A 23,229-nucleotide genomic window follows, 5' to 3' on the forward strand; every position below is an offset into this window, starting at 1 on the left:
GTAGCGCTGTCTTAGTAGCGCAGCATCTCTGCAACGAGGAAGGACAGCTCGAGTGCCTGCTCGGTGTTCAGACGCGGGTCGCAAGCGGACTCGTAACGGCCCGGCAGATCCACATCAGTGATGTCCTGCGCACCGCCGAGGCACTCAGTGACGTCTTCACCCGTGAGCTCGATGTGAATACCACCCGGGTGGCTACCGAGTTCGCGGTGGACCTCGAAGAAGCCCTGAACTTCGTCGATAATCTTGTCAAAGTGACGCGTCTTGTAGCCATTGCTCGACGTGAACGTATTGCCGTGCATCGGGTCCGACTGCCAAATGACCTTGTGGCCGGAGGCCTCAACCGCCTTGACAATGCCAGGCAGTACTTCGCGGATCCGGTCCTGCCCCATGCGGATCACCATGGTCAAACGACCCGGCTCGCGGTTCGGATCAAGCTTATCTGCGTAAGCGACAGCCTCTTCTGGAGTGGTGGTCGGGCCCAACTTGATACCGATCGGGTTGCTGATCATCGCGGCGAAGTTGACGTGGAAATCGTCGATACCGCGGGTGCGCTCACCGATCCAGAGCTGGTGGGCGGACAGATCATAAAGCTTCGTCTCACCCTTCGAATCCGTGGCCAAACGCAGCATCGCACGTTCGTAATCCACCAACAGCGCCTCGTGAGATGCGTACACGCTGGACGTACGCAGGTTCGTGTCGCTGACGCCACAAGCATCCATGAACGCAAGCGAACGCGAAATCTCGCGAGCAAGTGCTTCGTAACGCGCACCCGCAGGCGAGTTAGTCACGAACTCTCGGTTCCAGTTGTTGATGTTGTGCAGGTCCGCAGTACCGGACGCCGTCAGGGCACGCACCAAGTTCATCGCCGCCGACGAGTTCGCGTACGCACGCACCATGCGGGCCGGATCGTGGCGACGAGACTCCTCGGTCGGATCCACACCATTGACGATGTCACCGCGGTAATTCGGCAAACCATTCTCATCAAGATCAGACGAGCGCGGCTTCGCGTACTGGCCAGCAATACGAGCAAGTTTGACCACCGGCATCGACGCACCGTAGGTCAACACCGCAGCCATCTGCAGCAGGGTCTGCACGTTGGCACGGATGTGTGGCTCGGTGTTGGACTCGAACGTCTCAGCACAATCGCCACCCTGCAGCATGAACGCCTTGCCGTTGGCGACGTCCGCTAGATGCGACTTGAGCCCCTCAACCTCGGGCGCGAGCACGACCGGCGGGACGGACTCCAAAATCTTGCGAACATACTCAGCCTGGGCAGGGTCCCACGACGGCTGCTGCTTCGCATCGCGGGAAATAACATCTTCAAACTGCGCGTTTAAATCTCCCGGCAGCGGCGGCAGATCGGGCAGTACCTCTTTGGGGATATCAATAGTCCAGCTCACCGTTCTATATTTAGCACGGATTACTGCCCCAGTACAGGCGGTACAGCCTGCAACTTCTCACAAGGCGGTTTTATCGTCTCACATTTTGGATACGGCGCCGTCGCGGTTCAACGGCAAATGCTCCGCACATACACGAAACTTCCGCAGATTATGGCGCGCATCAACGAGAGCATCGTGGTTGCCCTCCGGCACCCGTGGCAGACGCGGCTTGCCTGCCATCTGCCAATACTGCTTCAGCTCGCAGGTGTAGCGCGGCAGCGAACGCGGCAGACCGGACATGTCACCCCATAGTTGCGCGAGCACCACGTGGTCATAGGCGCCAACCCAAGCCCACAGTTCTGGCCTGGTGTCACCCGAGGTGAGAAACTCATAGACCTCGTTACGGATGCGCTCCAGCGACTTCCACACTGGTTGGTTCTTCGGAGGGAGCTTCGACAACACGTGCGCTTTGACCCAAGCGTTGGCGCGTGCTGGGTCGAACTCATCGGACACCGCATAGTATTCGCGGCCATCCTCAGCAACAATGCCGATGGACACCAGCTCGATCGTCTCGCCGTCCTCAATGAATTCGGTGTCGTAGAAGAATCTCACTGCGTCGAACTACTTCCGTTGCTCCGATCGAATATCCCCCAACACCTCGCGCCGCGAAGGGCCCTTCTCACCCTCAACACGCCTCGGCCAAAACATCACTGCAGCCACCGCAACGACAGCAAGCGGGCCCGACAGTTTCGGGTACCAGCCCTGCTCAGACGCAATCAGGAACATCACAACAACGACGCATACCAACGCGATTCGGGTAACAAGTGGTTTATTCATTACTGCACACCTTTCGGCCCAGTTTTCGGTTCAGCACCTTCGGGGTACTTCCCCGTCTGCTCGAGGGACTTCTTCACATCGGTCGCGTAGACATCCACGTATTCCTCACCGATCATCTCTGCAATGCGATGCATGCAGTAGTCCGTAAAGGGACGCACGGCCTCGCGCGAGTCAGGGTCGTAGCCATTTTCAACCGCCCAAGCTCGCGGATCAATCGGCTCCGAAATCTTGATCTGCACCTTGACCGGCCGGATGAGCTTGGTGCCGATCGGGTTCGCGCGACCAGATCCAATCATGCCGACCAAAATCACAGGCACGCCGGTTGGCATAGCAATGCGCGCCATGCCAGTGCGCCCCTTGTACACACGCCCATCCGGCGAACGGGTTCCCTCGGCATAAATGCCGAAGAGCTCGCCGTCGTCGAAAATCTTCTTCACCGTTTCCAGCAAGACGTCCCCGGCGGTGTCGGAGCTTCGGTCAATGGGAACTTGGCCTACGGCGGTGAAGAAAAACCGCTGCAAACGTCCACTGAGCCCCGTGCCAGTGAAGTACTCCATTTTGGCCGGGAACTTCAGCTGTCGGCGAACCATCAACGGCAAGTAAAAGGAATCCAGCACAGCCTGATGGTTAGAAACCAACAGGGCCGGACCTTCGTCCGGGATGTTCTCCACACCGTAAATGCGCGGGCGGTTCCACACCAACAGCGGCGGCCCGAAAATAGCCTTGAACAGGGAATACCACTTGTTTGCCATTGTTTCTCCCCTTTTTATCGCAGCTGGCGGGCCAAATCAGCAACGCCAATCATACCCGCCTTCGCTCCGAGCTCAGCACAGAGGATCTCCGGCAGCGGACGGTATCCAGCGCCGACGATGTTCGACGCCATGGACGCTTTGGCAGCGTCAAGGAAAAGATCAGCGTCTTCGCTCACACCACCGCCGAGGACGATCAGCGATGGATCCAAAATGTCGGACACCATTGCCAGGCCTCGTCCCAGCCAGATGGAGAAACTCTCCAGAGCCGCCGCACCCAGCCCATCGCCTGCGCGTGCTGCGGCCATAATGTCGTGCCCGCTTGCTCGCTTTTCGACGACCTCCCGGTACAAATCGGAACCTCGATACCCTCCCCTGCTGGCAATCTCGATCGCACAATCGACCAGCGAGGTGCCAGAAGCGTATCGCTCAAGACAGCCCTGCTTGCCACACGAGCACACCCGACCTCCCGGCACCACCGTGATGTGGCCAAACTCAGGCGCGGTGCCGAACGCACCACGGTAGATCTCGCCACGGTGCATCAGCGTTGCGCCGATCCCTGTGCCGACGGCGAAAAACACCCACGTCTCTGTGTCACGAGCGGCACCGAACCGATACTCACCCCAAGCTGCCGCATTCGCATCGTGCTCGAGCCGGACCGGCAGCCCCAGCGCATTCTCCAAATCTTTGCGCACCGGCTGATCATCACGCCACGGCAAATGCGGGGCAAAACGCACGATTTCACACTCCGGGTCAAGGAAGCCCGCAACGGCAGCGCCAACTGCCCCGATCTCGTGTTTGTCCTGGAGCTGCTCGACCATCTGCACGATCGTGCGGGTCAGCCCGTCAGCGTCCTGCGGGGTCCGCGTACTCACCGTGTCGAGGATCGACCCATCCGGCGCGACCACAGATGCACGAGCGTTCGTCCCGCCAATGTCAAAGCCGACTGTCAGCGCCTGGTCTCCTCGTTGTGAAGTCATAGCCGGACAGTTTATGCCCCTGACAGCGGTCAGCCCTAACCCGCCAACACGTCGCGCAGGCGCTCCCCCAGAGTGCCCCACGAAAACTCCCGTTGTACATGCTTGCGCCCGGCGGTGCCCATGGCGGTGCGGTGGTCGTCGCAAAGCAATTGCCCAATGGACCGCGCGACCTCATTCACATCGCGACCACTGACGACGACACCGCTTTCCGGCACCACCGTCTCCGGCGCACCACCGGAATCGCCAGCGACCACCGCAACCCCACACGCCTGCGCCTCGAGATACACAATCCCCAGACCTTCCACATCAAGACCACCCCACCGCGTCCGCGCGGGCATGGCAAACACATCGGCGGCAGCCACAATGTCGCGCAACCGCTCGCGCGACACCCGGCCCGTGAATTCCACGCCCAGCGAAGACGCAGCGAGCTTGCGCAGCCGCTGCTCGTACGGCCCCTCCCCCACAATCACCAATCTCGCATTCGGCGCGTATCGACGAATCTCCGGCAACGCACGGATCAACACATCCTGTCCCTTGCGCGGGACCAACCGCGACGAACACACCACAAGTGGCGCATCACCCACGCCGAGCCAGCGCCGCGTTTCATCCCGCTTGTGCGCGCTCGCTGGCGCGAAGAAATCCGTGTCCACCCCCGACGGCAGCGCAACATAGTCAACGTCATCGCCGAACACCGCCTGCAAGCGCTCTATCGTGAACCGCGAAATGTACGTCACCACATCCGCGCTACGACCAATCCGGCGCAACACCTGACGGGCCCCGGGAATCATCGCCCAGCCAACCTCGTGGCCGTGGGTAGTAGCCACCACACGTTTTGCTCCAGCACGTTTCGCCTGGGCACCGAGAATTGCCAACGGTGCAGCCGCACCGAACCACACAGTGTCGATGCTGTGCGTTCTGATAATTCGAGCCATCTCCCGAGCAAGCCCCGGGGTAGGCAACATGATGTTGCGAGGCCAACGAATCACCGCGAAACTCTGCTCGGCGTCCCACTCGCGCGCAGCATCTGCTTCCTGGACGGAGGCGAGCACCACGATTGATTCCGGGCCTTCGCGCTTGACGAGCTCGTCGACGTAATCCCGCAAGTACGACTGAATCCCGCCGACAGTGGGCGGGAAATCATTCGTTACCAACAACGTGGTCATAATCGCGCTAGTAGCGCACAGCCCCCTGAATCGGCATGGAGTTCGCCGGCACTACCTGGATCGGAATGCCGTAGTCAGACGAGTGCACGACCATGCCGTTACCGATGTACATACCCACGTGAGTCACGCCCGGGTAGTAACCAATGATGTCACCCGGCTGCAACGCATCCAGTGACACCGGCGTGCCACCCGCAAGCTGCGCTTGGGAGGTACGCGGAATGCTAATGCCGTTCTGCCCATACGCCCACACCATCAAACCAGAGCAATCGAACGCATCCGGTCCAGCAGAGCCCCAGCCATATGGCTTACCCACTTGCGCCAACGCCGCACCAACGATTCCGGAGTCCACGCCCGGAAGCGACGCGCCGCTGATCGGGTTGTCCTTATTGATCCAGCGCAGGCGATCGGCCTCGCTCAAGTTGTCTACGCGGTGTTCGATGTCACGAACCTTGTCATCCAGCTCTTCACGTTCACGCTCCAACTTCTTACGCTGAATCTCCAGCTCATTGCGCGCATGGCGTGCCTCAGCCACCGCAATATTGGCCGAGTTGGACTTCTCTGCCGCCATCCGGTTGGCATCCTCCAACTCGGTCAACGCGCGTTGAGACTTGCGAGTGAGCGCCGCCAAATAAGCAGAACGGTCGATCGCCTCTTGCGGGTTGCCCGAATCCAGGGTGGTCAGGATCGCGTCAGATTTCGGGATACGGTAACGGGACTGCGCAATGTCACCGACATTCCTGCGATGCTCGTTGCTTACCTCTTGAATAGCGGCAAGTTCCTGTTTCGCCTCTGCAGCGCGGCCATTGGCTTCCTCAACCTTGCGCTCTGAATCGGCGATTTTCTCTTCGAGTCCCTTAATTTCTTCCGACTTCGCAGTGGCGTCGTGGGAGATCTGCTCCATCTCATCGATGAGAGCATCGACATCATCGGCCTTCACAGGGGCCGCGACGCCGCCGGCGAGAATGGCGCCGACGAGCGCGGACACCGCAGTCTTCTGAGCAGAAGGACGACGAGACTGAAAAGAGTGCTTACCCACGACCAAAACCTTTTCGCAATACTTGTGAGAACACAAAAACTATAGCGACATCGGCCCCACCGTCCAAGCAAAAAACATGGCCACACAGCATATTGTGAATCAAGAGCACTAGTGTGACGCACGAGGTGTCAAGGTCCCCAAAACGCACGAAAGCCCCAACTCCAAAACAGAGTCGGGGCTTGAAAACGTGCCGTTAGAAGCGAACCACAGAGTGGATCGGCATGAGGTGCAGATCGCGGTAGCCCACCGGGATACCGGAGTTCAGCGCATCGATGATCTGGCCGTTGCCAACGTAGATGCCAACGTGGGATGCACCACCGTAGTAAACAACGATGTCACCCGGCTGGATGTTGCTCAGCGCAACCTGCTGGCCAGCAGCAGCCTGAGCCTGGGAGGTACGCGGGATGGACTTGCCAGCCTGAGCGTAAACCCAGGAGGTGAAGCCGGAGCAGTCGAATGCGTTCGGGCCAGCCGCACCGTAAACGTACGGGGAACCAACCTTGGACTGCGCGATGGACACAACGCGCTCAGCGAAGGACGGCTGCGGGGCCGGAGCCGGCTGCGGCGCAGCGGCCGGTGCCGAGTAGTTGGTTGCGGCCTGTGCCGGCAGAACCTGCTTCTCGACGTTCGCGATGAAGGCGCTGAAGCCCGGAACGTTGTTCACACCCGGCAGAGCCTTCACGCGAGCGATAGCAGCCTGAGCGTCGCCCGTAGCGGCTGCGCCCTTCAGCGACGGGATCCAGGCGTCAATGCCCGGGATTGCCGCTACGCCTGGAATGGTCTCAATACCCGGGACCTGTACTGCGATCGGCGAGTTGGGGACGCGGACCTCTGCTGCGGAGGCGGCGGCCGGCGCGATGAGCGCAGCGCCTGCTGCGAGAGCGGTGGTGGCCGCTGCTGCGCGGGCTGCGGTGTTGGTCTGGCGACGGTGCTTTGCCACTTTAGATTTTCTCCATATCTTCTCTTCGCCAACCGGGTTAGCTGTCGGGCGGGGTGTTGAGAAATAACCCTCGGTCCGAACGACCTACGCCCCACGGGAGCAGGTGCTCCACTCTGGTTCCCCGGCCCCCTTCGGCTTCGATCGGCTTTTCCGATCTCCACTTCAGAGTTACGGCTCATATGTTGTTTTCGATCCATGCTTCCAACGGCTGTTGTCGCAATGTCTCGAACAGGTTACGAAACGGCAACAAGAGTGTCCAGCCAACACGCCGTTACAGTTCCGTTATCAAAAGATTTGATGCGAAACAGCGTCGAAGTCTGCGTTTCTAAATGAAAACTAAGAACGGTCCAACAACCTCAAAACACGGCCATGCGCTGCGCATTTATCCGCCAAACCAAGAAGCAAGTTGATCTCCGCAAAGTTAAAGACAACCCAATTAAAACGGCTTGTGTGATCTTACTCACACTTGCTTGTTAACCTCATTGTTACAAAGAAAATCGCCCCGCACCACAGTGTGGTGCGGGGCGATTCACGCAACTACTTACATGCTAGCGAGGCGATACGTCGCGGTCGTCGCGATCCTTGTTGGCCTCGAGAGCACGCAGCGTCTCGACAGCCTCCTCGTGCTTCTGCTTCTCTGCATCGCGTACACGCTCAGACACGCCGATCTCGGCGGGCGAGAACTTACCGATGGTCTCAGAGTCAGCGAAGCCAAGCTGGTTCATCTGCTTCGGCACACGAGCACCTGCGTACTCGAGCGGAACCGGGTGACCATTCTCGTCCACTGGGCCAAGCGGCTGGTGGATCTCGATGAAGGCACCGTTCGGCAAACGCTTGATGATGCCGGTCTCGATACCGTGCTCCAGCACAGCGCGGTCGGAGCGCTGCAGGCCGATGCACAGACGGTAGGTGATGAAGAATGCCAGCGGCGGCAGAACAATGATGCCGATACGTCCCACCCAGGTCATCGCGTTCAGCGAGATCTGGAAGAAGTGAGCAACGTGGTCGTTACCACCGGAGATGGTCATCAGCAGGAAGAAGGTCAGACCCATCACGCCGATGCCGGTACGTACCGGAACGTCACGCGGACGCTGCAGCAAGTTGTGGTGTGCGTCGTCGCCGGTGACCTTCTTCTCGATAAAGGGGTAGGCGATGAGCAGCGCAACCATCAGACCACAGAGCAGTGCGACCCAGAATGCACCCGGGATGGTGTAGCTACCGATGTAGAGCTCCCAAGCCGGCATGACACGGGCGGCACCATCAGTCCACAGCATGTAGACGTCAGGCTGCGAACCAGCAGACACCTGCGACGGGTTGTACGGGCCGATGTTCCAAATACCGTTGATGGTGGTCAGACCAGCCATTGCAGCCAGCACTGCGAACACGATCATCATGTAGCCGATTGCGTGCGTTGCAAACACCGGCATGATGCGGACACCAACAACGTTGTTCTCGGTGCGACCCGGTCCCGGGAACTGGGTGTGCTTCTGGAACCACACGAGCAGCAGGTGAGCTGCGATCAGCGCCAGGATGATGCCCGGCAGGATCAGCACGTGCAGGATGTAGAAGCGGTCCAGCATCAGATCGGACGGGAAGTCGCCGCCGAAGATAGCCCAGTGCATCCAGGTGCCGATGATCGGCAGGCCCAGGATGATCGCGGACATAATGCGCAGACCAACACCGGAGAGCAGATCGTCCGGCAGGGAGTAGCCCATGAAGCCCTCAATCATGCCGAGGAGGACAAGGGTTACACCGATGAGCCAGTTTGCCTCACGCGGGCGACGGAACGCACCGGTGAAGAAGACACGCATCATGTGGGCGAACATGGCCATCATGAACATCAGTGCAGCCCAGTGGTGCATCTGACGAACAAACAGGCCACCGCGGACGTCAAAGGAAATGTCAAGCGCGGTTGCGTATGCACGGGACATTTCGACGCCGTTGAGCGGCAGGTATGCACCGTCGTAGATCACCTTGGTGATCGACGGGTCGAAGAACAAGGCCAGGTAGATACCGGTCAGCAGCAGGATGATGAAGCTGTAGAGCGCCATCTCGCCGAGCATGAAGGACCAGTGCGTCGGGAAGACCTTGTTGAGCTGCGGGCGCAGGACGCCCGCAACGGTAAAGCGGGAATCCGCATTGTTTGCGGCTTGCTGAAGTTTCGTACTCATTAGGACTGACGCTCCCAGAATGCCGGGCCGACGGGCTCAATGAAGTTCCCGTTGGCGATGAGGTAACCGTCTTCGTCAACCGTCACAGGAAGCTGCGGCAGTGCACGAGCGGCGGGACCGAAGATCGGCTTACCGTGCTGCAACGCATCGAACTGTGACTGGTGGCACGGGCACAGGATGCGGTTGGTCTGAGCCTCGTACAGCGAGGTCGGGCAACCAATGTGCGTGCAAATCTTGGAGTAGGCGTAGTAATCGCCGTAGTGGAAGTCTTCCTGACCCTCACGTTCGATGACGCGCTTCGCGTCCTCAGAACGCAGACGGATCAGCATGACAGCGTTGCGCGGACCATGGATGGAGTGCATGTGGTTCTCGTACACATCGCGCTTCGGGTCGTATTCCTTGCCGTCATTGACGTCCTCTGGGTAGAGCGGGAACACGGTCTCCATCGCAGCGGCGGCAAGGTCCTCCGGACGCATACGCACCAGGCGGGACACGCCGGCGGTGGTGTAGTGCGAGCCGACCTCACCCTTGTGAAGTTCTGCAATCGCACCGGTGTCGCGGCCGAGGTAAACCTTCACGCCTTGATCCTGGACGGTCCAGCCGTGGGTCCACAGGGTGCCGTCGCCGAAGTAGTTCAGCTCGTGGCGGACCTTCCACGGGTTCTTGATCATGCCGCCAAGCGGAGCGATGACCATCAGACCGGCGAGGACACCAGCGGTGCCGAGCAGACCCTTGAGCGCCTTGCGACGACCAAGCGTCGAGGTCTCCCAAGCATCGTTCAGCAGTGCGGTCGTAGTGCGACGATCCAGCTCGCTGGACGGGCCGTCGTGGCGACGCTGTACAGCGATCTCTTCAGGGACGAACTTCTTCACGTACTGGATGATTGCAACACCCAGGCCGAGAAAGGCCAGGCCTGCAGTCAGACCAAGCAGTGGCGTGTAGAAGGTGTAGATCCAGAGACCTTCGTCGCCGTGGAACTTCGGCTCCCACGGCCAGAACAGGTAAACACCGAGGAAAGCAATCGCGGCGAGAACCGAGATGGCCAACCAAATCTTGATGCCACGCTCAGAGGACTTCTCGCGAGGGTCACCCTCGACCGGGAAGCGCTCCTTACGGTAAGCAACCGTTACGTCGTCAAGCTCCGTGCCGAGAGCAGCGAGCTCCGCATTGCTCATGCGGTCAAGCTCTTCCTTCGTGTAATTCTTCTTCACATCACTCATGAGCGGGATCCAATCCACATAGCACCAGCGGCGACCAGCGAGATGCCGATCATCCACATCGCAATACCTTCAGAAACCGGGCCGAGGCCACCGAGGGACCACCCACCCGGGGACGGGGTCTCCTTGGTCGACTTAATGAAGGCAATGATGTCCTTCTTCTCATCAGCGCTGAGCTGACGGTCAGAGAACTTCGGCATGTTCTGCGGACCAGTGAGCATCGCCTGGTAGATCTCCTGCTCGTTCGCAGGGTCGAGCACCGGGGCGTACTTACCAGAAGACAATGCGCCACCACGACCGGTGAAGTTGTGGCAGGAGGCGCAGTTCAAACGGAAGAGTTCGCCGCCACGTGCGACGTCTGCTTCCTGAACCTTGCCGTCGTAGTTCTTGCCGCGCAGCTCTTCCTTAGCCAGGGTGCCGTCCGGGTTGTACACGAGCTCCGGGCCACCACCGTTGGCTGCGACATATGCAGCCAAGGCGAGAGCCTGGTTCTCCGTGTAGCGCGGCTTCTTACGCTCAGCCTGCGCGTCGTTCGACATCATCGGCATACGGCCAGAGTTGACCTGGAAGTACACGGCGCCTTCGCCGGTACCGATCAGAGACGGACCACGGTCGGCAACGCCCTGCAGGTTCGCACCGTGGCAGGTGATGCAAGCGACGTCGTAGATTTCCTTACCCTCCTGGATAAGGGCCTGGTCGTCACGCTGGGCGGTGGCCACCTGTGCATTAGGGGCCAACGCCGATGCGAGAAGACCCGCGCCGGACAAGCCCAGCGTCAACGCAGCAGCACCTGCGAAGGTGCGCTGCGCCTTGCGTGCGCGACGCTTCTTGTTGGGTGAGTTTTCCATTTTGTTCCTTATTAACGAGTTTTCAGAACACGTCTGCAGCCCGGGTTATACCCAGGGCACGGCTACTGGACGAGGTACAGGGTGATGAACACGCCGATCCAAATGGCGTCGACGAAGTGCCAGTAGTACGAAACCACCATGGCAGCAGTTGCCTGTGCCGGGGTGAACTTCGACTTGGCTACTCGCATCAGCACAACGATGAACGCGATGATGCCTGCAGTCACGTGCGCCATGTGGAAACCGGTGATGATGTAGAACACCGATCCATAAACGCTGGACTGCGGGGTCACGCCGTGCATGACCATCTCGGTCCATTCGAATGCCACCAGACCGAGGAAGATGACGCCAAGCACAACGGTTACGGTGAACCACTTGCGCAAGCCGTATACGTCACCTCGTTCTGCAGCGAACACGCCGAACTGAGAGGTGAAAGAGGAACCAATCAGCACGACGGTAATGATTCCGCCGAAAAGGACGTTGAGGTGGTCCGTCTGGTTGCTCCAGTCACCTGCGGCGAGGCCGTTTGCACGCGATGTGAAGTACATCGCGAACAAGCCGGCAAAGAACATGAGCTCTTGGGCGAGGAACGCGATCGTGCCAACGCTGACCATGTTCGGCCGGTTCAGCGCCGGAAGACGATTCTGCGGAGTCGCCATATTTGGGTTAGTAGTTGCGGTCGTCACGCATGCGATTATCCCCTATTTCTTCCTGATATTCATCTCATTCACCCCCACGATTTCCCTGTGAGACAGGGCCCAACCAGCAGCATTTAAAAACATTTTGGTTGCAAAAATAATTTTTAGAATTTCGGGAACTTTTTATAGCGTCTATCCGACGCACATCAACGCAGGTCATTGCCCCGCCACCCAAAGTCGCCGGCTCCCCCACAAGATAGTTCCTCCAATTACTCGAGCAAATAGGAGTCGCGCTGGGGTTCCAGAAAGTTCCCAAGTGTGCCCGACATCACATTGTGGCACACCCCCGCTTCGTGCCTAAACTTTCGATTGATTGATATCTCTTTAACAACAAAAGTGCCCCTTCCGATAACTCGGAAGGGGCACTATCGTGGGCCGGGAAGGCCGCGACCCACTCTTTCTGCGTTAGTGCTTCTCGCGCGGAATGCCGTACTGCAGGTTCAGCTGGGCGGTAGCCCAGATCAGCATGACCGCACCAAAGGCGATCAGCCAGAACTGCCAGAAGGCAATGCCGAGGCCGAGGAACAGAATCGATGCAGACATCGTAAACGGCCAGATCGAGCCCGGCGAGAAGAAGCCCAGCACGCCAGCGCCGTCTTCAATCTCTGCCTCTTCCCAGTCTTCCGGGAGGACGTCAGAGCGGGACTCCGCAATGTGGAGGTAACCGCCGAGCATGAAGCAGAGTGCGGTAGCAAGCACGAGGCCCACTGCGCCGATCCACTCAACACCGAAGAGGTATGCATCTTCGCCGATCCACGCCGTTGCGAGGATGTAGAACACTGCCATCAGGGCAAGAAATGTGCCAATGGCGTAGAAAACTTTTGAACCGGTTCCCATGGCTACGTTCTCTCTTTCTTAAACGGTCGCGTTCGGATCGACAGTGTTGACGCCGTCACGAGAACCCTCGCGCTCGGACACAAACGGACGGGTGCTGGTTGCGTACGGTGCTTCACCGATGGAGCGCAGTGCCTCGGAGTTCGGTGCCTCCGGGTTCTGGCGACGGAATTCGATGTACTGCTGGAACTTCTCGGGCGTGACTGCACGGATCTCGAAGTTCATCATTGCGTGGTAGGTACCGCACATCTCAGCACAGCGGCCGACGAATGCACCTTCCTTGTCGATGCGCTCAATCTGGAACTCACGCTGCTGCTGGTTCGACTCCGGGTGCGCGTAGACGTCGCGCTTGAAGAGGAACTCCGGAACCCAGAATGCGTGGTTCACGTCGCCAGATGCGAGACGGAACGCGATCGGGGTGTCGGTCGGCAGAACCAGGACCGGAACTTCCTCGGTGGAGCCAACGGTCTCGATCTCGTTGAAGTTGAGGTAGGACAGGTCGCCCATCGAGGTGCCGTGGATCGGGTTCGCGTTGTGCATGTCCTCGTCGTCGTACTTCGTTGCCTCTGCAAGAGCCTGGCGCTCAGCGTCAAGACCGTCGTAGTCGCGACCGTCTGCAGTCAGATCGCCTGCGACCTCTGCGTAGCCGAACTTCCAGTTCCACTGGTAGCCGGTGACGTCAACGGTAACCTTCGGATCCTTATCCAGGGCGGTCGTGCGGGTCTGTGCCTGAACCGTGAAGAAGAACAGGACCATAACGATGACGATCGGGAGGATCGTCAGACCGAGCTCGAGCGGCACGTTGTACTGCAGCTGCTTCGGGAACTCGCCGGCACCCTGCTTTTCGCGGGCCTTGTGGTTCCACCGAACGATGGACCAGAGGAACAGACCCCACATAATGATGCCGATTGTCCAGGCTGCTACCCAGACCCAAACCCAGAAGTTGTACATCTGGGTACCTTCAGGGGTGACCGGGTCCGGCCAGCCCATGTCGAGGATGCGCGCGACTGACTCCGGCGGAGCTACATCACAGCCCGTCAGCGCAAAGCTTCCGAGGAGCAGCGAACCGGCGACGGCAGCCTTCTTGGCGAATCCGCGCTTAACTTCCTTTTCCACGTGTGTTTGCCTTCCTGTCCACACTAGAACCATCGAATGCACATGCCGATGGCAGAACATTCCTACGGAGCCAGAATAGTTCAAACAGATCGTCGCTACGGAATCTTGTCGAGCCTCACGCTTTTCGACGATCGCCCCTCCGAACAAAACCACCTCTCCCCCGCAAATTAACCCGCAGTGCTGGGCATTAAGTTCATAAGCAAGGCGTTGCGAAGATCAGTCGAAATCTTCGCTTTGACCCCTCAACCATTAGTTGGCCCCCTTATGGGGCACCGCAAAAGGTGGACACTCCGCGACGCGTTCGGTTCACGAGTTCGCCGTTGAAAACCCTATTGTGGAATGCGTCATGACGGTGCCGCACGGTTCGAGGCGGCGCACCTTATATATAGGAGAGGTTTCACAACGATGTGCGGTCTTGTTGCACTGTTGACTGCCCGCGGCGATGCCCCAGTGTTTACCGACGCGGTCGGTCGCTCGCTTTCCTGCATGTATCACCGCGGCCCTGACGCTGCGGGAACATGGAACGACGATGACGCTGTTTTCGGCTTTAACCGCCTGGCGATCATCGACATCGAGCACTCCCACCAGCCACTGCGCTGGGGGCCGGCAGAAAACCCCGAACGTTACGCCCTGACGTTTAACGGCGAGATTTACAACTACATGGAGTTGCGCGAGGAACTCACCAAGGCCGGATACACCTTCAACACCGCAGGTGACGGTGAGCCGATCGTGGTGGGCTACCACCACTGGGGCGCCAACGTCGTTGAGCATCTGCGCGGCATGTTCGCCTTTGTCATCTGGGACACCGAGACCAAGACGATGTTTGCAGCGCGCGATCAGTTCGGCATCAAGCCGTTGTTCTATGCGACGACCGACAAGGGCACCGTTTTCGCCTCCGAGAAGAAGTCGATCCTGGAGATGGCAGACGACCTTGGTCTAGGCCTCGACCTTGATCGTCGTGCGATCGAGCACTACGTGGACCTGCAATACGTCCCGGAGCCGGAGAGCCTGCACCGCGAGATCCGTCGCGTGGAGTCGGGCTGCACCGTGACTATCAAGCCTGGTGGCGAGGTCCACTCGGACCGCTACTTCAAGCCACACTTCAATTCCCAGCCTGTGCCAAAGGGCAAGGAGCAGGACCTGTACGACAGGATTGCCCGGGCGTTGGAGGATTCCGTCGAAAAGCATATGCGCGCTGACGTGACGGTTGGTTCCTTCTTGTCTGGCGGAATCGACTCCACGGCGATCGCGGCGCTGGCGAAGCGTCACAATCCGAACCTGTTGACCTTCACCACTGGTTTTGAGCGGGAGGGCTATTCCGAGGTGGACGTCGCTGCAGAGTCTGCTGCGGCGATTGGTGTGGAGCACATCGTGAAGATTGTCTCCCCGGAGGAGTACGCCGACGCGATTCCGAAGATCATGTGGTACCTCGACGATCCGGTGGCTGACCCTTCACTGGTGCCGCTGTTTTTCGTCGCGCAGGAGGCACGCAAGCACGTCAAGGTTGTGCTGTCCGGTGAGGGCGCGGATGAGCTTTTCGGTGGGTACACCATCTATAAGGAACCGCTGTCGCTGGCACCGTTTGAGAAACTGCCGAGCGCGCTGAACAAGGGGTTGAACCGCCTCAGCCGCCTACTTCCGGAGGGCATGAAGGGCAAGAGCCTGCTCGAGCGAGGCACTACCCCGATGGAAGACCGTTACTACGGCAATGCGCGCTCGTTTAACTTTGAGCAGCTCCAGCGCGTCCTACCGTGGGCGAAGCGCGAGTGGGACCACCGCGAGGTCACCGCACCGATTTATGCAACGTCGACCGAGATGGATCCGGTGGCACGTATGCAGAACCTTGACCTGTTCACCTGGATGCGTGGTGACATTCTGGTCAAGGCAGACAAGATGAACATGGCGAACTCGCTGGAGCTGCGCGTTCCATTCCTGGACAAGGAAGTCTTCGAGGTCGCGCAGACGATCCCGTACGACCAGAAGATTGCCAACGGCACCACGAAGTACGCGCTGCGCAAGGCGATGGAGCAGATCGTCCCGCCGCACGTGCTGCACCGCAAGAAGTTGGGCTTCCCGGTGCCGATGCGCCACTGGCTGGCGGGCGACGAACTCTTCGGCTGGGCGCAAGACACGATCCGCGAGTCGCAGACCGACGACATTTTCGCCAAGGACCAAGTCCTGGAGATGCTCAAGGAGCACCGCGATGGTGTGTCCGACCACTCGCGTCGTCTCTGGACGGTGCTGGCGTTCATGGTCTGGCACGGCATTTTCGTGGAAAACCGCATCGATCCCCAGATCGAGCACAAGGATTACCCGGTCGAGCTGTAGGTAGTGCCAGCACTACCCCAGTTGGGCAGCCGTCTGTATTGTCGGGCTGCCCGTTCGCCGGTTGAATGTGGTGTATGTCAACTGCAAAGAAAGTACTCACCACCATCGCCGCGGTGTTCGGCGTCCTGTTGATCGCCGCCGGCGCCGCCGCCTATGTGTACGGGCCGACCATGACTGCCATGTTCACCGGCACCGCCAAGTTCATGGGTACCGATACGCCGAAGCGCTACGCCGCGACGGTGCTCGACCTGGCAGAACAGGGCATTTACGCGGACTCCCCCGAGTTTGCCGAGGCTAGTGACAAGGCACGCGAGGCCGCGAAACAGGCGGATTCGCTCGACGAGATCCGTCCGACGCTCAACGACGCGGTCCAGGCTGCTGGCGGCAAGCACTCGAAACTTATCGACCCGAACGTCGAGCAGGAATACGCCGAGATGGAATCCACACGTGCGGCCGTCGAACGCAACGGGAACGTAGCGTGGGCAACGGTGCCGGGCGTCAGCCGCCACGACGATATCCAGTCCTACGCCGACACGCTCACATCCGGCCTAGTGCAAGCGCGCGACAACGGCGCCTGTGGCGTGGTTGTGGATCTGCGCGGCAACGACGGCGGCGACATGGGCCCGATGGTCGCCGGCCTGTCCCCTGTGCTGCCCGACGGCACGGTGCTCGAGTTCGTCTCGGCAGGCGGTTCGTCGCCGGTGACGGTAAGCGGCAACGCTGTCAGCGGTGGCGGCAGCCCCGTAGAAACCTCCGGCGGCAAATGGGACGGCGTGCCAGTCGCAGTGCTTGTCGACGACCTCACCGCCTCGTCCGGCGAAGCCACCATGCTGGCCTTCCGCGGCCTGGATCAGTCGCGTAGTTTCGGCACCCCCACCGCCGGATACGCCTCGGCGAACACCGCCTACGACTTCCCGGACGGCAGCAGCCTAATGCTGACCATCGCGAAGGATAAGGCCCGCACCGGCGAAACGTTTGCGGAAGACCCGATCGAACCCGATGTTCAAGGTGGCCAGGAACAGGCGCTGCAGTGGCTCCGGGACGAACACAACTGCTCGTAGCCGCACTGCAGCACAGAAAAATCCCCGTACTGGCGTGATGGCCGGTACGGAGATTCGTCGATAAGCAGCGGCTTAGTTGAAGCTATCGCCACAAGCGCAAGCGGAACCTGCGTTCGGGTTATCGATGGTGAAGCCCTGCTGCTCGATGGTGTCGGCGAAATCGATCGTCGCGCCCATGAGGTACGGCACGCTCATCTTGTCCACGACAAGACGCACGCCGCCAACCTCATCGGCCTTGTCGCCGTCCAGGTCGCGGTCGTCGAAGTAGAGCTGGTAGCGCAGACCAGCGCAGCCACCAGGCTGAACAGCGATGCGCAGGGACAGGTCGTTGCGGCCCTCCTGATCAAGCAGGGCCTTCGCCTTCGCCGCCGCTGCCTCGGTGAGGTTCACGCCAGTTGCGGAAGTAGGTGCAGTCATTGGGTACTCCTTCGTGCTACGCGTTCGAGTGGCGCCCATGCTACGCGCGCCCCTTCATAGCCGGTGTAACGGTTCTCCCCCGCAATCTATTCCCACTGGTTACAGGAATGTCGCGGTGGCCTTGTAGCCTAGGTGGCGTGAAACTACCCTGGCAAAAATCCGAGCAGACCGCTGAGGCTGGTTCGACCAAGGCCGAACTGCCCCAGACCGACAACGCGCCCGCGGCAGACACCCCAGAGGCCGCAGAGCAGAAGCTTCCGAAGGGCTACACCCCGCCGAAGGGCAAGCCGACGCCGAAGCGACTTGATCAGGAGATCAAGCGCGGTGTTGTGCGCGACCCGAATGCGGCCACCCCGGCGCAGATTCGTCAGCGTGAAAAAGAGCTGAAGAAGTCCATGACCAAAGAGGAGTGGAAGGCGCACAAGAAGCAGGTGCGCGAGGAGAATCGGGCCCGCAACCGCGAGATGCAGGCCAAGATCGACTCGGGCGACGAGCGCTACCTCATGGAGCGCGACAAGGGCGAGGAGCGTCGCTTCATCCGTGACTGGGTGGACTCGCAGCGCTTCTTCAACAACTACGTCATGCCGATGGCGCTGGTGCTGCTAATCGTGATGTTGATCGGCACGTGGCTGCCTCGCGTCGCGGCGGCATTGTCTTTGGTGAGCCTGCTGTTTATCGTCACCATTTTCATCGAGGGCATCATCATCGGCATCCGCGCCAACCGTGCGGTCCGTGCAAGATTCCCGGAGGCGAACACTGGTTTCAGCCTGGGTATGTACGCGTTCTCCCGCGCTACTCAGCCGCGTAACTGGCGCTCCCCCAAGCCACGGGTGGCGTTGGGCGCGAAGGTATAGCCCATGCAGTTTCCCCCGGTTGAGCCGCCGAAACGCGCGCATGCCCGTGCGGTGGCGGATGCGTTGGCAGGTGGCACGAGTGGAGTTGCCCTCGGACGGCTGGGGGCGATCGGTGCGTGGGTGGCGTCCGTGCAGGGCCGCGACGTGCCGACTCCGTTTCTGCGCCCGCGTGCCGTGATTGTCGCAGGCAATCACGGCATTGCCGCGCGCGGTCTGTCCGCGTGGACATCGGATGCCGGCGCCGCTCAGGTTGAGCAGCTGCGCGCCGGTGTCGGCCCTGCCTCCACGACGGCGCGGGTTGCGGGAGCGAGCATCAGGCTTATCGACGACTACCTGGACACCCCCACCGGCGCCATCGACGTGGAACCCGCCGTGTCGCAAGAGGTGTGGGATGCGGCGTTGGCTGCGGGTGCAGAGATCGCCGATAGTGAAATCGACGGCGGTGCTGACCTGCTCATCCCCGGAGACATCGGCGTTGGCAACACCACCGTCGCCGCGGCGGTGTACGGCACGTTTACGCGCACTGAGCCCGCAAAGGCGATCGGGCGTGGCTCCGGCATCAACGATGAGGTCTGGAAGATCAAGGTCGCCGCTATTCGCGACGCGATGTTCCGCGTGCGCTGGTTCCGCGACGACACCGAACGCGTCTGCGCCGAACTCACCGGACCGGATTTCGCCTGCCTGGTCGGCTTCATCGCCCAGGCCGCCGCGCGCCGCACGCCGTTGCTTATCGACGGCGTCTACCCCGCCGTCGCCGCATACGTCGCCGAACGCCTCGCACCCGACACCAAAGACTGGCTCATGGCAGCGCAGGAGGCGAACGAGCCGGCGCAGGCTGGCTGCTTCGAAGCGCTCGGGCTTCGACCGCTGCAACACCTGGATATGAAAACGGGCCAGGGCGCTGGGGCCCTGGCCGCGTTGCCGCAATTAAATCTGGCGGCGGAGATGGTTGGCGAGGTGCTCGCCGGGGGATCGTCGATAAGCGACTAGCCCTCGACGAGGGTGAGGTTCCAGCCGTGCGTGTCCTCGACCTCGCCGGTCTGGATGCCGCGCAGACGCTCGCGCATTGCCAGGGTGATCTCGCCGGCCTCGTTGTTATTCACCGTGAACTCGCCCTCGTTGCTGAGCACGCGGCCAACCGGGGTGATCACAGCTGCGGTGCCGCACGCCATGGTCTCGGAGATGGTGCCGTCCTCGGCACCAGCACGCCACTGCTCGACGGTGATCTTGCGCTCCTCGCTGGTGTAACCCAAGTCTTCTGCGACCTGCAGCAGCGACTTACGCGTAATGCCCGGCAGGAGCGAACCGGACAGGGACGGGGTGATGATCTTCGCGTCCTTGCCGGAGCCTTCGACGAACATGAGGTTCATGCCGCCCATTTCCTCGATGTACTTGCGCTCGATCGCGTCGAGCCACACAACCTGGTCGCAGCCCTTGTCCGCAGCCTGCTGCTGCGCAAGCAGGGACGCTGCGTAGTTGCCGGCGAACTTCGCATCGCCGGTGCCACCCGGTGCTGCACGGACGTAGTCTTCGGAGATCCACACGCTGACCGGCTTCACACCACCCTTGAAGTAGGCGCCTGCCGGGGAGGCGATGATGTAGAAGGAGTACGACGAGGACGGCTTCACACCCAGGGTCTTCTCCGTGCCGATCATGAATGGACGCAGGTACAGCGACGCCTCGCCGCCAGCTTCAGGTACCCACTTCTGGTCGATGGTGACCAACTGGCGCACGGCCTCCAAGAAGTCCTCATCCGGCAGTTCCGGCATTGCCATACGACGCGCGGAGCTGCGCATACGCTCAGCGTTTTGCTCCGGACGGAACGCGGTGATGCGCCCATCGGTGTGGCGGTACGCCTTCAGGCCCTCGAAGATCGCCTGGCCGTAGTGGAAGACGTTGGCGGCCGGGTCGAGCGCGATCGGTTCGTACGCGCGCACCTGGGCGTTGTGCCAGCCCTTATCTTCGGTCCAGTCGATGGAGACCATGTGGTCCGTGAATTCCTGGCCGAACGCCGGGTTAGCGAGGATCTTTTCACGCTCAGCATCGGTTGCGGGGTGGTCTGACGGGGTAACTGCGAATTCGAGGTTAGACATGTGGCCCACGTTACTCCGTGGCTATGTACCCTCGGGAGGCAATCCTGTTCAATTGTCAGAAAGGTGTTGTTTATGTCGTTCGATGTCACACTTCCTGCCCGCGGTACGACGGTGCGCGCGGTTGCCGGTTCTGCCGCCCCTGAGGGCGCTGTGCTGCTGGTTCCGGTCGCGCAGGGCGATGGCGGAGTCGAACTTCCGGTCACCCAACTTGCCCCAAAGGGCCTGCTTGAAGCCCTCGTTGCGGTCGGCGCGAAGGGCACGGCTAATGAGGTCACCCGCGTTGTCGTCGACGGCACGCTGGTCATCGCGTACGGCCTCGGCGACGCGAACGACATTGACGACGAAGCCGTGCGCCGCGCCGTCGGCGCCGCCACCCGCACCCTCAATGGGGTGGAAAAGGCAGCTATCTCCGCCGAGTTCGGCGTCCAGCCGGTCGTCGAGGGCCTCCTGCTCGGCGGCTACGTTTACAACGGTCTGAAGTCCACCGCCAACACGCTTGACGACGACAACACCGACGCCGAACTCCCCCAGACCACCGAAGTCACCGTGGTCGGCGCAGACGAGAAGGCGTTCGAGCAGGCCGTCATCGTCGCCGAGTCGGTCAACCTGGCCCGCGACCTGGTCAACACCCCGTCAAACTTCCTCTACCCCGAGTCCTACGCCGCTGTCATGGGCGAGGTTGCTTCGGCGGCCGGCCTGGACATCGAGGTGCTCGACGACAAGGCGCTTGAAGATCAAGGCTTCGGCGGCATCCTCTCCGTCGGTCGCGGCTCCGCACGTACCCCGCGCCTGGTCCACCTGACGTGGGCGCCGTCCGGGGCGACGAAGAAGGTCGCGCTTGTGGGCAAGGGCATCACCTTCGACACTGGTGGCATCTCGCTGAAGCCGGGCTCCGGCATGGAGGACATGATCTCCGACATGGGCGGCTCCGCAGCACAGCTCGGCGTCATCGCCGCTGCCGCCCGCCTTGAGCTGCCAGTGCGTATCGACGCCTGGCTGCCCCTGGCCGAGAACATGCCCTCCGGCACCGCCACCCGCCCGGGCGACGTGATCACCCACTACGGCGGCATCACCAGCGAGGTCATCAACACCGACGCCGAAGGCCGCCTCGTCCTTGCCGACGCCATCGCCCGCGCCTGCGAGGACAACCCCGATTACCTCATCGAAACCGCAACCCTCACCGGCGCACAGCTGGTCGCCCTGGGCAACCGCACCTCCGGCGTGATGGGGTCCGACGACCTGCGCGACCTCATCGCCGAGACAGGCCGTGCCGTCGGTGAGCAGGCTTGGGCTATGCCGCTTCTCGAGGAGCAGGAAGACGAGCTGAAGTCCCCCATCGCTGACATCCGCAACACCCACAACGCCCGCACCGGCGGCATGCTCTTCGCCGGCCTCTACCTCTCCCGCTTCGTGCCGGAGAACGTCGAGTGGGCTCACATCGACATCGCCGGTCCGGCCTGGAACGGCGGCGGCGCCTGGGGCTACACCCCGAAGCGCGCAACCGGCGCCCCGGTCCGCACAATCCTCGAGGCGCTCAACCGCCTGGCTGCGAAGTAGGGGCTGTAGCGCTGTGACGCTTTGGTAGCGCTCTGTGGCGCTTCGGCAGCGCCGTGACAGCGCCCCGCCACTATGCCGCTGCATAGTCTCCCCTGGTCTCGAGCCGGTCTCCAGCCGGCAGGACTATGCAGCGGCATAGTTTTGCTTGGCTCAAGCCACCAAGACCTAGATGGTGAGGATGCACTGGTGAAGATGCGTAAAACCAGGCATCTTCACCAGTGCATCCTCACCATGTGCGGGTATGGGGTGCGGGCCACCGCATAGCCGTATGGGTCGGGCGGGGGCAGCGTAGCAGGCACGGGACGGCGCAGAAGCCGTCTAGCTGTACGGGTTTTCGCCGCGCTCGAACCGGGCGCGGCGTTCTTTTTGTTCCTCGCGCTTACGCAGGATGCGTTCCTGTTCCATTTTCTTTCGCATGCGGTCGGGGTAACCGGTCTCTTCGACGTCGTAAAGCAAGATGCCCAGCATTTTGGAGACGGCGTCGATGCCCTTGGGGCCGCCGATGCGGCGTCGGGTGTAGTTGCCGTGCTCGTCGACAAGAACAACGGACATCTCGTTGACCATGGTTTCTGGCTCGACAAAGCCTTCCACGAACGTGCGGCCGGCGACCCAATCGCGCAAGTATTGCGCGTCGTCGGGGCGGATTGTCTCGCCCGGTGCCCGTGGCGGTTTGAACGTCGTGGACTTCTTGCCTTTGCCGAACAGGTTGAACACGCCCCACATCATACGGGCCTGTCTAAGCAATTAGGTCACCCCTTGGGCAACGAACGTGTGTGGATGCAGGTACGCTTTGTGCCGTATAGCTTCCAACGTTTCAATGAGGAGACTTTAAACATGGCGCACTCTGTTGAGATGCCCGAGCTGGGCGAGTCAGTCACCGAAGGCACGATCACTACGTGGCTGAAGGAAGTCGGCGACACGGTTGAGGTCGACGAGCCGCTGCTCGAGGTCTCC

The 23,229-nt window shown here is 60.9% G+C and carries 23 protein-coding genes and 1 riboswitch; of the genes, 6 read left to right on the forward strand and 17 right to left on the reverse strand.

Annotated elements, in window-relative coordinates; all coding sequences use genetic code 11:
• Positions 1 to 11 precede the first annotated feature (11 nt).
• From HMPREF3048_RS06165 to HMPREF3048_RS06235, 14 genes are all read right to left on the reverse strand, one after another.
• On the reverse strand, positions 12 to 1,400 hold the full coding sequence (locus HMPREF3048_RS06165; RefSeq protein WP_070422179.1) for a class II 3-deoxy-7-phosphoheptulonate synthase: 1,389 nt from the start codon (positions 1,398 to 1,400) through the stop codon (positions 12 to 14).
• A 78-nt stretch (positions 1,401 to 1,478) separates the two neighbouring features.
• Positions 1,479 to 1,991, reverse strand: coding sequence for a polyadenylate-specific 3'-exoribonuclease AS (locus HMPREF3048_RS06170; protein ID WP_070484004.1), 513 nt, complete (start codon positions 1,989 to 1,991; stop codon positions 1,479 to 1,481).
• A 9-nt stretch (positions 1,992 to 2,000) separates the two neighbouring features.
• Positions 2,001 to 2,216, reverse strand: a complete 216-nt coding sequence (locus HMPREF3048_RS06175) for a hypothetical protein (protein WP_070422177.1) — start codon at positions 2,214 to 2,216, stop codon at positions 2,001 to 2,003.
• Positions 2,216 to 2,968 carry a lysophospholipid acyltransferase family protein gene (locus HMPREF3048_RS06180; protein WP_070422176.1) on the reverse strand — a complete coding sequence of 251 codons (753 nt, stop codon included), beginning with the start codon at positions 2,966 to 2,968 and terminating at the stop codon, positions 2,216 to 2,218. The genes HMPREF3048_RS06175 and HMPREF3048_RS06180 overlap by 1 nt, the downstream gene beginning before the upstream one ends.
• A 14-nt stretch (positions 2,969 to 2,982) precedes the next feature.
• Positions 2,983 to 3,945, reverse strand: a complete 963-nt coding sequence (locus HMPREF3048_RS06185) for an ROK family protein (protein WP_070771525.1) — start codon at positions 3,943 to 3,945, stop codon at positions 2,983 to 2,985.
• A gap of 35 nt (positions 3,946 to 3,980) precedes the next feature.
• A complete protein-coding gene (locus HMPREF3048_RS06190; protein WP_070771527.1) occupies positions 3,981 to 5,108 on the reverse strand; it encodes a glycosyltransferase family 4 protein in 1,128 nt (375 codons plus the stop codon).
• Positions 5,109 to 5,115: 7 nt separating this feature from the next.
• On the reverse strand, positions 5,116 to 6,144 hold the full coding sequence (locus HMPREF3048_RS06195; RefSeq protein WP_083316777.1) for a C40 family peptidase: 1,029 nt from the start codon (positions 6,142 to 6,144) through the stop codon (positions 5,116 to 5,118).
• A gap of 193 nt (positions 6,145 to 6,337) precedes the next feature.
• Positions 6,338 to 7,084, reverse strand: coding sequence for a C40 family peptidase (locus HMPREF3048_RS06200; protein WP_070422172.1), 747 nt, complete (start codon positions 7,082 to 7,084; stop codon positions 6,338 to 6,340).
• Positions 7,085 to 7,098: 14 nt separating this feature from the next.
• A riboswitch (cyclic di-AMP (ydaO/yuaA leader) is annotated at positions 7,099 to 7,241 on the reverse strand.
• Positions 7,242 to 7,632: 391 nt separating this feature from the next.
• Positions 7,633 to 9,255, reverse strand: coding sequence for a cytochrome bc1 complex cytochrome b subunit (locus HMPREF3048_RS06205; protein ID WP_070422171.1), 1,623 nt, complete (start codon positions 9,253 to 9,255; stop codon positions 7,633 to 7,635).
• Positions 9,255 to 10,475 (reverse strand): cytochrome bc1 complex Rieske iron-sulfur subunit, encoded by a 1,221-nt coding sequence (locus HMPREF3048_RS06210; RefSeq protein ID WP_070422170.1) that lies wholly within the window; start codon positions 10,473 to 10,475, stop codon positions 9,255 to 9,257. The genes HMPREF3048_RS06205 and HMPREF3048_RS06210 overlap by 1 nt, the downstream gene beginning before the upstream one ends.
• Positions 10,472 to 11,320, reverse strand: a complete 849-nt coding sequence (locus HMPREF3048_RS06215) for a cytochrome bc1 complex diheme cytochrome c subunit (RefSeq protein ID WP_070422169.1) — start codon at positions 11,318 to 11,320, stop codon at positions 10,472 to 10,474. The genes HMPREF3048_RS06210 and HMPREF3048_RS06215 overlap by 4 nt, the downstream gene beginning before the upstream one ends.
• Positions 11,321 to 11,382: 62 nt before the next feature.
• Positions 11,383 to 12,003 carry an aa3-type cytochrome oxidase subunit III gene (locus HMPREF3048_RS06220; protein WP_180950032.1) on the reverse strand — a complete coding sequence of 207 codons (621 nt, stop codon included), beginning with the start codon at positions 12,001 to 12,003 and terminating at the stop codon, positions 11,383 to 11,385.
• A gap of 417 nt (positions 12,004 to 12,420) precedes the next feature.
• On the reverse strand, positions 12,421 to 12,852 hold the full coding sequence (locus HMPREF3048_RS06230) for an aa3-type cytochrome oxidase subunit IV (protein WP_070422166.1): 432 nt from the start codon (positions 12,850 to 12,852) through the stop codon (positions 12,421 to 12,423).
• 18 nt (positions 12,853 to 12,870) lie between these two features.
• The gene (locus tag HMPREF3048_RS06235) at positions 12,871 to 13,965 is read right to left on the reverse strand and encodes an aa3-type cytochrome oxidase subunit II (RefSeq protein WP_070422165.1); all 1,095 of its coding nucleotides are present in this window, start codon (positions 13,963 to 13,965) and stop codon (positions 12,871 to 12,873) included.
• A 405-nt stretch (positions 13,966 to 14,370) separates the two neighbouring features.
• Between HMPREF3048_RS06235 and asnB the strand changes: the two genes are divergently transcribed.
• Together asnB and HMPREF3048_RS06245 are read left to right on the forward strand one after the other, a co-directional pair.
• Positions 14,371 to 16,293 carry an asparagine synthase (glutamine-hydrolyzing) gene (asnB, locus tag HMPREF3048_RS06240; protein ID WP_070771530.1) on the forward strand — a complete coding sequence of 641 codons (1,923 nt, stop codon included), beginning with the start codon at positions 14,371 to 14,373 and terminating at the stop codon, positions 16,291 to 16,293.
• A gap of 74 nt (positions 16,294 to 16,367) precedes the next feature.
• Positions 16,368 to 17,354, forward strand: coding sequence for a S41 family peptidase (locus HMPREF3048_RS06245; RefSeq protein ID WP_070771532.1), 987 nt, complete (start codon positions 16,368 to 16,370; stop codon positions 17,352 to 17,354).
• Positions 17,355 to 17,426: 72 nt separating this feature from the next.
• Here HMPREF3048_RS06245 and HMPREF3048_RS06250 read toward each other — a convergent pair whose 3' ends face one another.
• Positions 17,427 to 17,771 (reverse strand): HesB/IscA family protein, encoded by a 345-nt coding sequence (locus tag HMPREF3048_RS06250; protein ID WP_070422162.1) that lies wholly within the window; start codon positions 17,769 to 17,771, stop codon positions 17,427 to 17,429.
• Positions 17,772 to 17,908: 137 nt separating this feature from the next.
• Between HMPREF3048_RS06250 and HMPREF3048_RS06255 the strand changes: the two genes are divergently transcribed.
• Both HMPREF3048_RS06255 and HMPREF3048_RS06260 read left to right on the forward strand, forming a co-directional pair.
• Positions 17,909 to 18,625 (forward strand): DUF3043 domain-containing protein, encoded by a 717-nt coding sequence (locus tag HMPREF3048_RS06255; RefSeq protein WP_070771533.1) that lies wholly within the window; start codon positions 17,909 to 17,911, stop codon positions 18,623 to 18,625.
• A gap of 3 nt (positions 18,626 to 18,628) precedes the next feature.
• Positions 18,629 to 19,615 (forward strand): nicotinate-nucleotide--dimethylbenzimidazole phosphoribosyltransferase, encoded by a 987-nt coding sequence (locus tag HMPREF3048_RS06260; RefSeq protein ID WP_070771535.1) that lies wholly within the window; start codon positions 18,629 to 18,631, stop codon positions 19,613 to 19,615.
• Here HMPREF3048_RS06260 and HMPREF3048_RS06265 read toward each other — a convergent pair.
• A complete protein-coding gene (locus HMPREF3048_RS06265; RefSeq protein ID WP_070422159.1) occupies positions 19,612 to 20,718 on the reverse strand; it encodes a branched-chain amino acid aminotransferase in 1,107 nt (368 codons plus the stop codon). The genes HMPREF3048_RS06260 and HMPREF3048_RS06265 overlap by 4 nt on opposite strands.
• Positions 20,719 to 20,790: 72 nt before the next feature.
• On the opposite strand from HMPREF3048_RS06265, the gene HMPREF3048_RS06270 reads away from it, so the two are divergent.
• On the forward strand, positions 20,791 to 22,275 hold the full coding sequence (locus tag HMPREF3048_RS06270) for a leucyl aminopeptidase (RefSeq protein ID WP_070771537.1): 1,485 nt from the start codon (positions 20,791 to 20,793) through the stop codon (positions 22,273 to 22,275).
• Positions 22,276 to 22,593: 318 nt separating this feature from the next.
• Here HMPREF3048_RS06270 and HMPREF3048_RS06275 read toward each other — a convergent pair whose 3' ends face one another.
• Positions 22,594 to 22,989: an oxidoreductase gene (locus HMPREF3048_RS06275; protein WP_070570230.1), complete on the reverse strand. Its 396-nt coding sequence runs from the start codon at positions 22,987 to 22,989 to the stop codon at positions 22,594 to 22,596.
• A gap of 120 nt (positions 22,990 to 23,109) precedes the next feature.
• Here HMPREF3048_RS06275 and HMPREF3048_RS06280 point away from each other — a divergent pair.
• Positions 23,110 to 23,229: biotin/lipoyl-containing protein (locus HMPREF3048_RS06280; protein ID WP_141741381.1), on the forward strand; the 120-nt coding region annotated here is incomplete at its 3' end.

The sequence above is a fragment of the Corynebacterium sp. HMSC075D04 genome, assembly GCF_001815635.1.
Classification (GTDB): domain Bacteria; phylum Actinomycetota; class Actinomycetes; order Mycobacteriales; family Mycobacteriaceae; genus Corynebacterium; species Corynebacterium coyleae.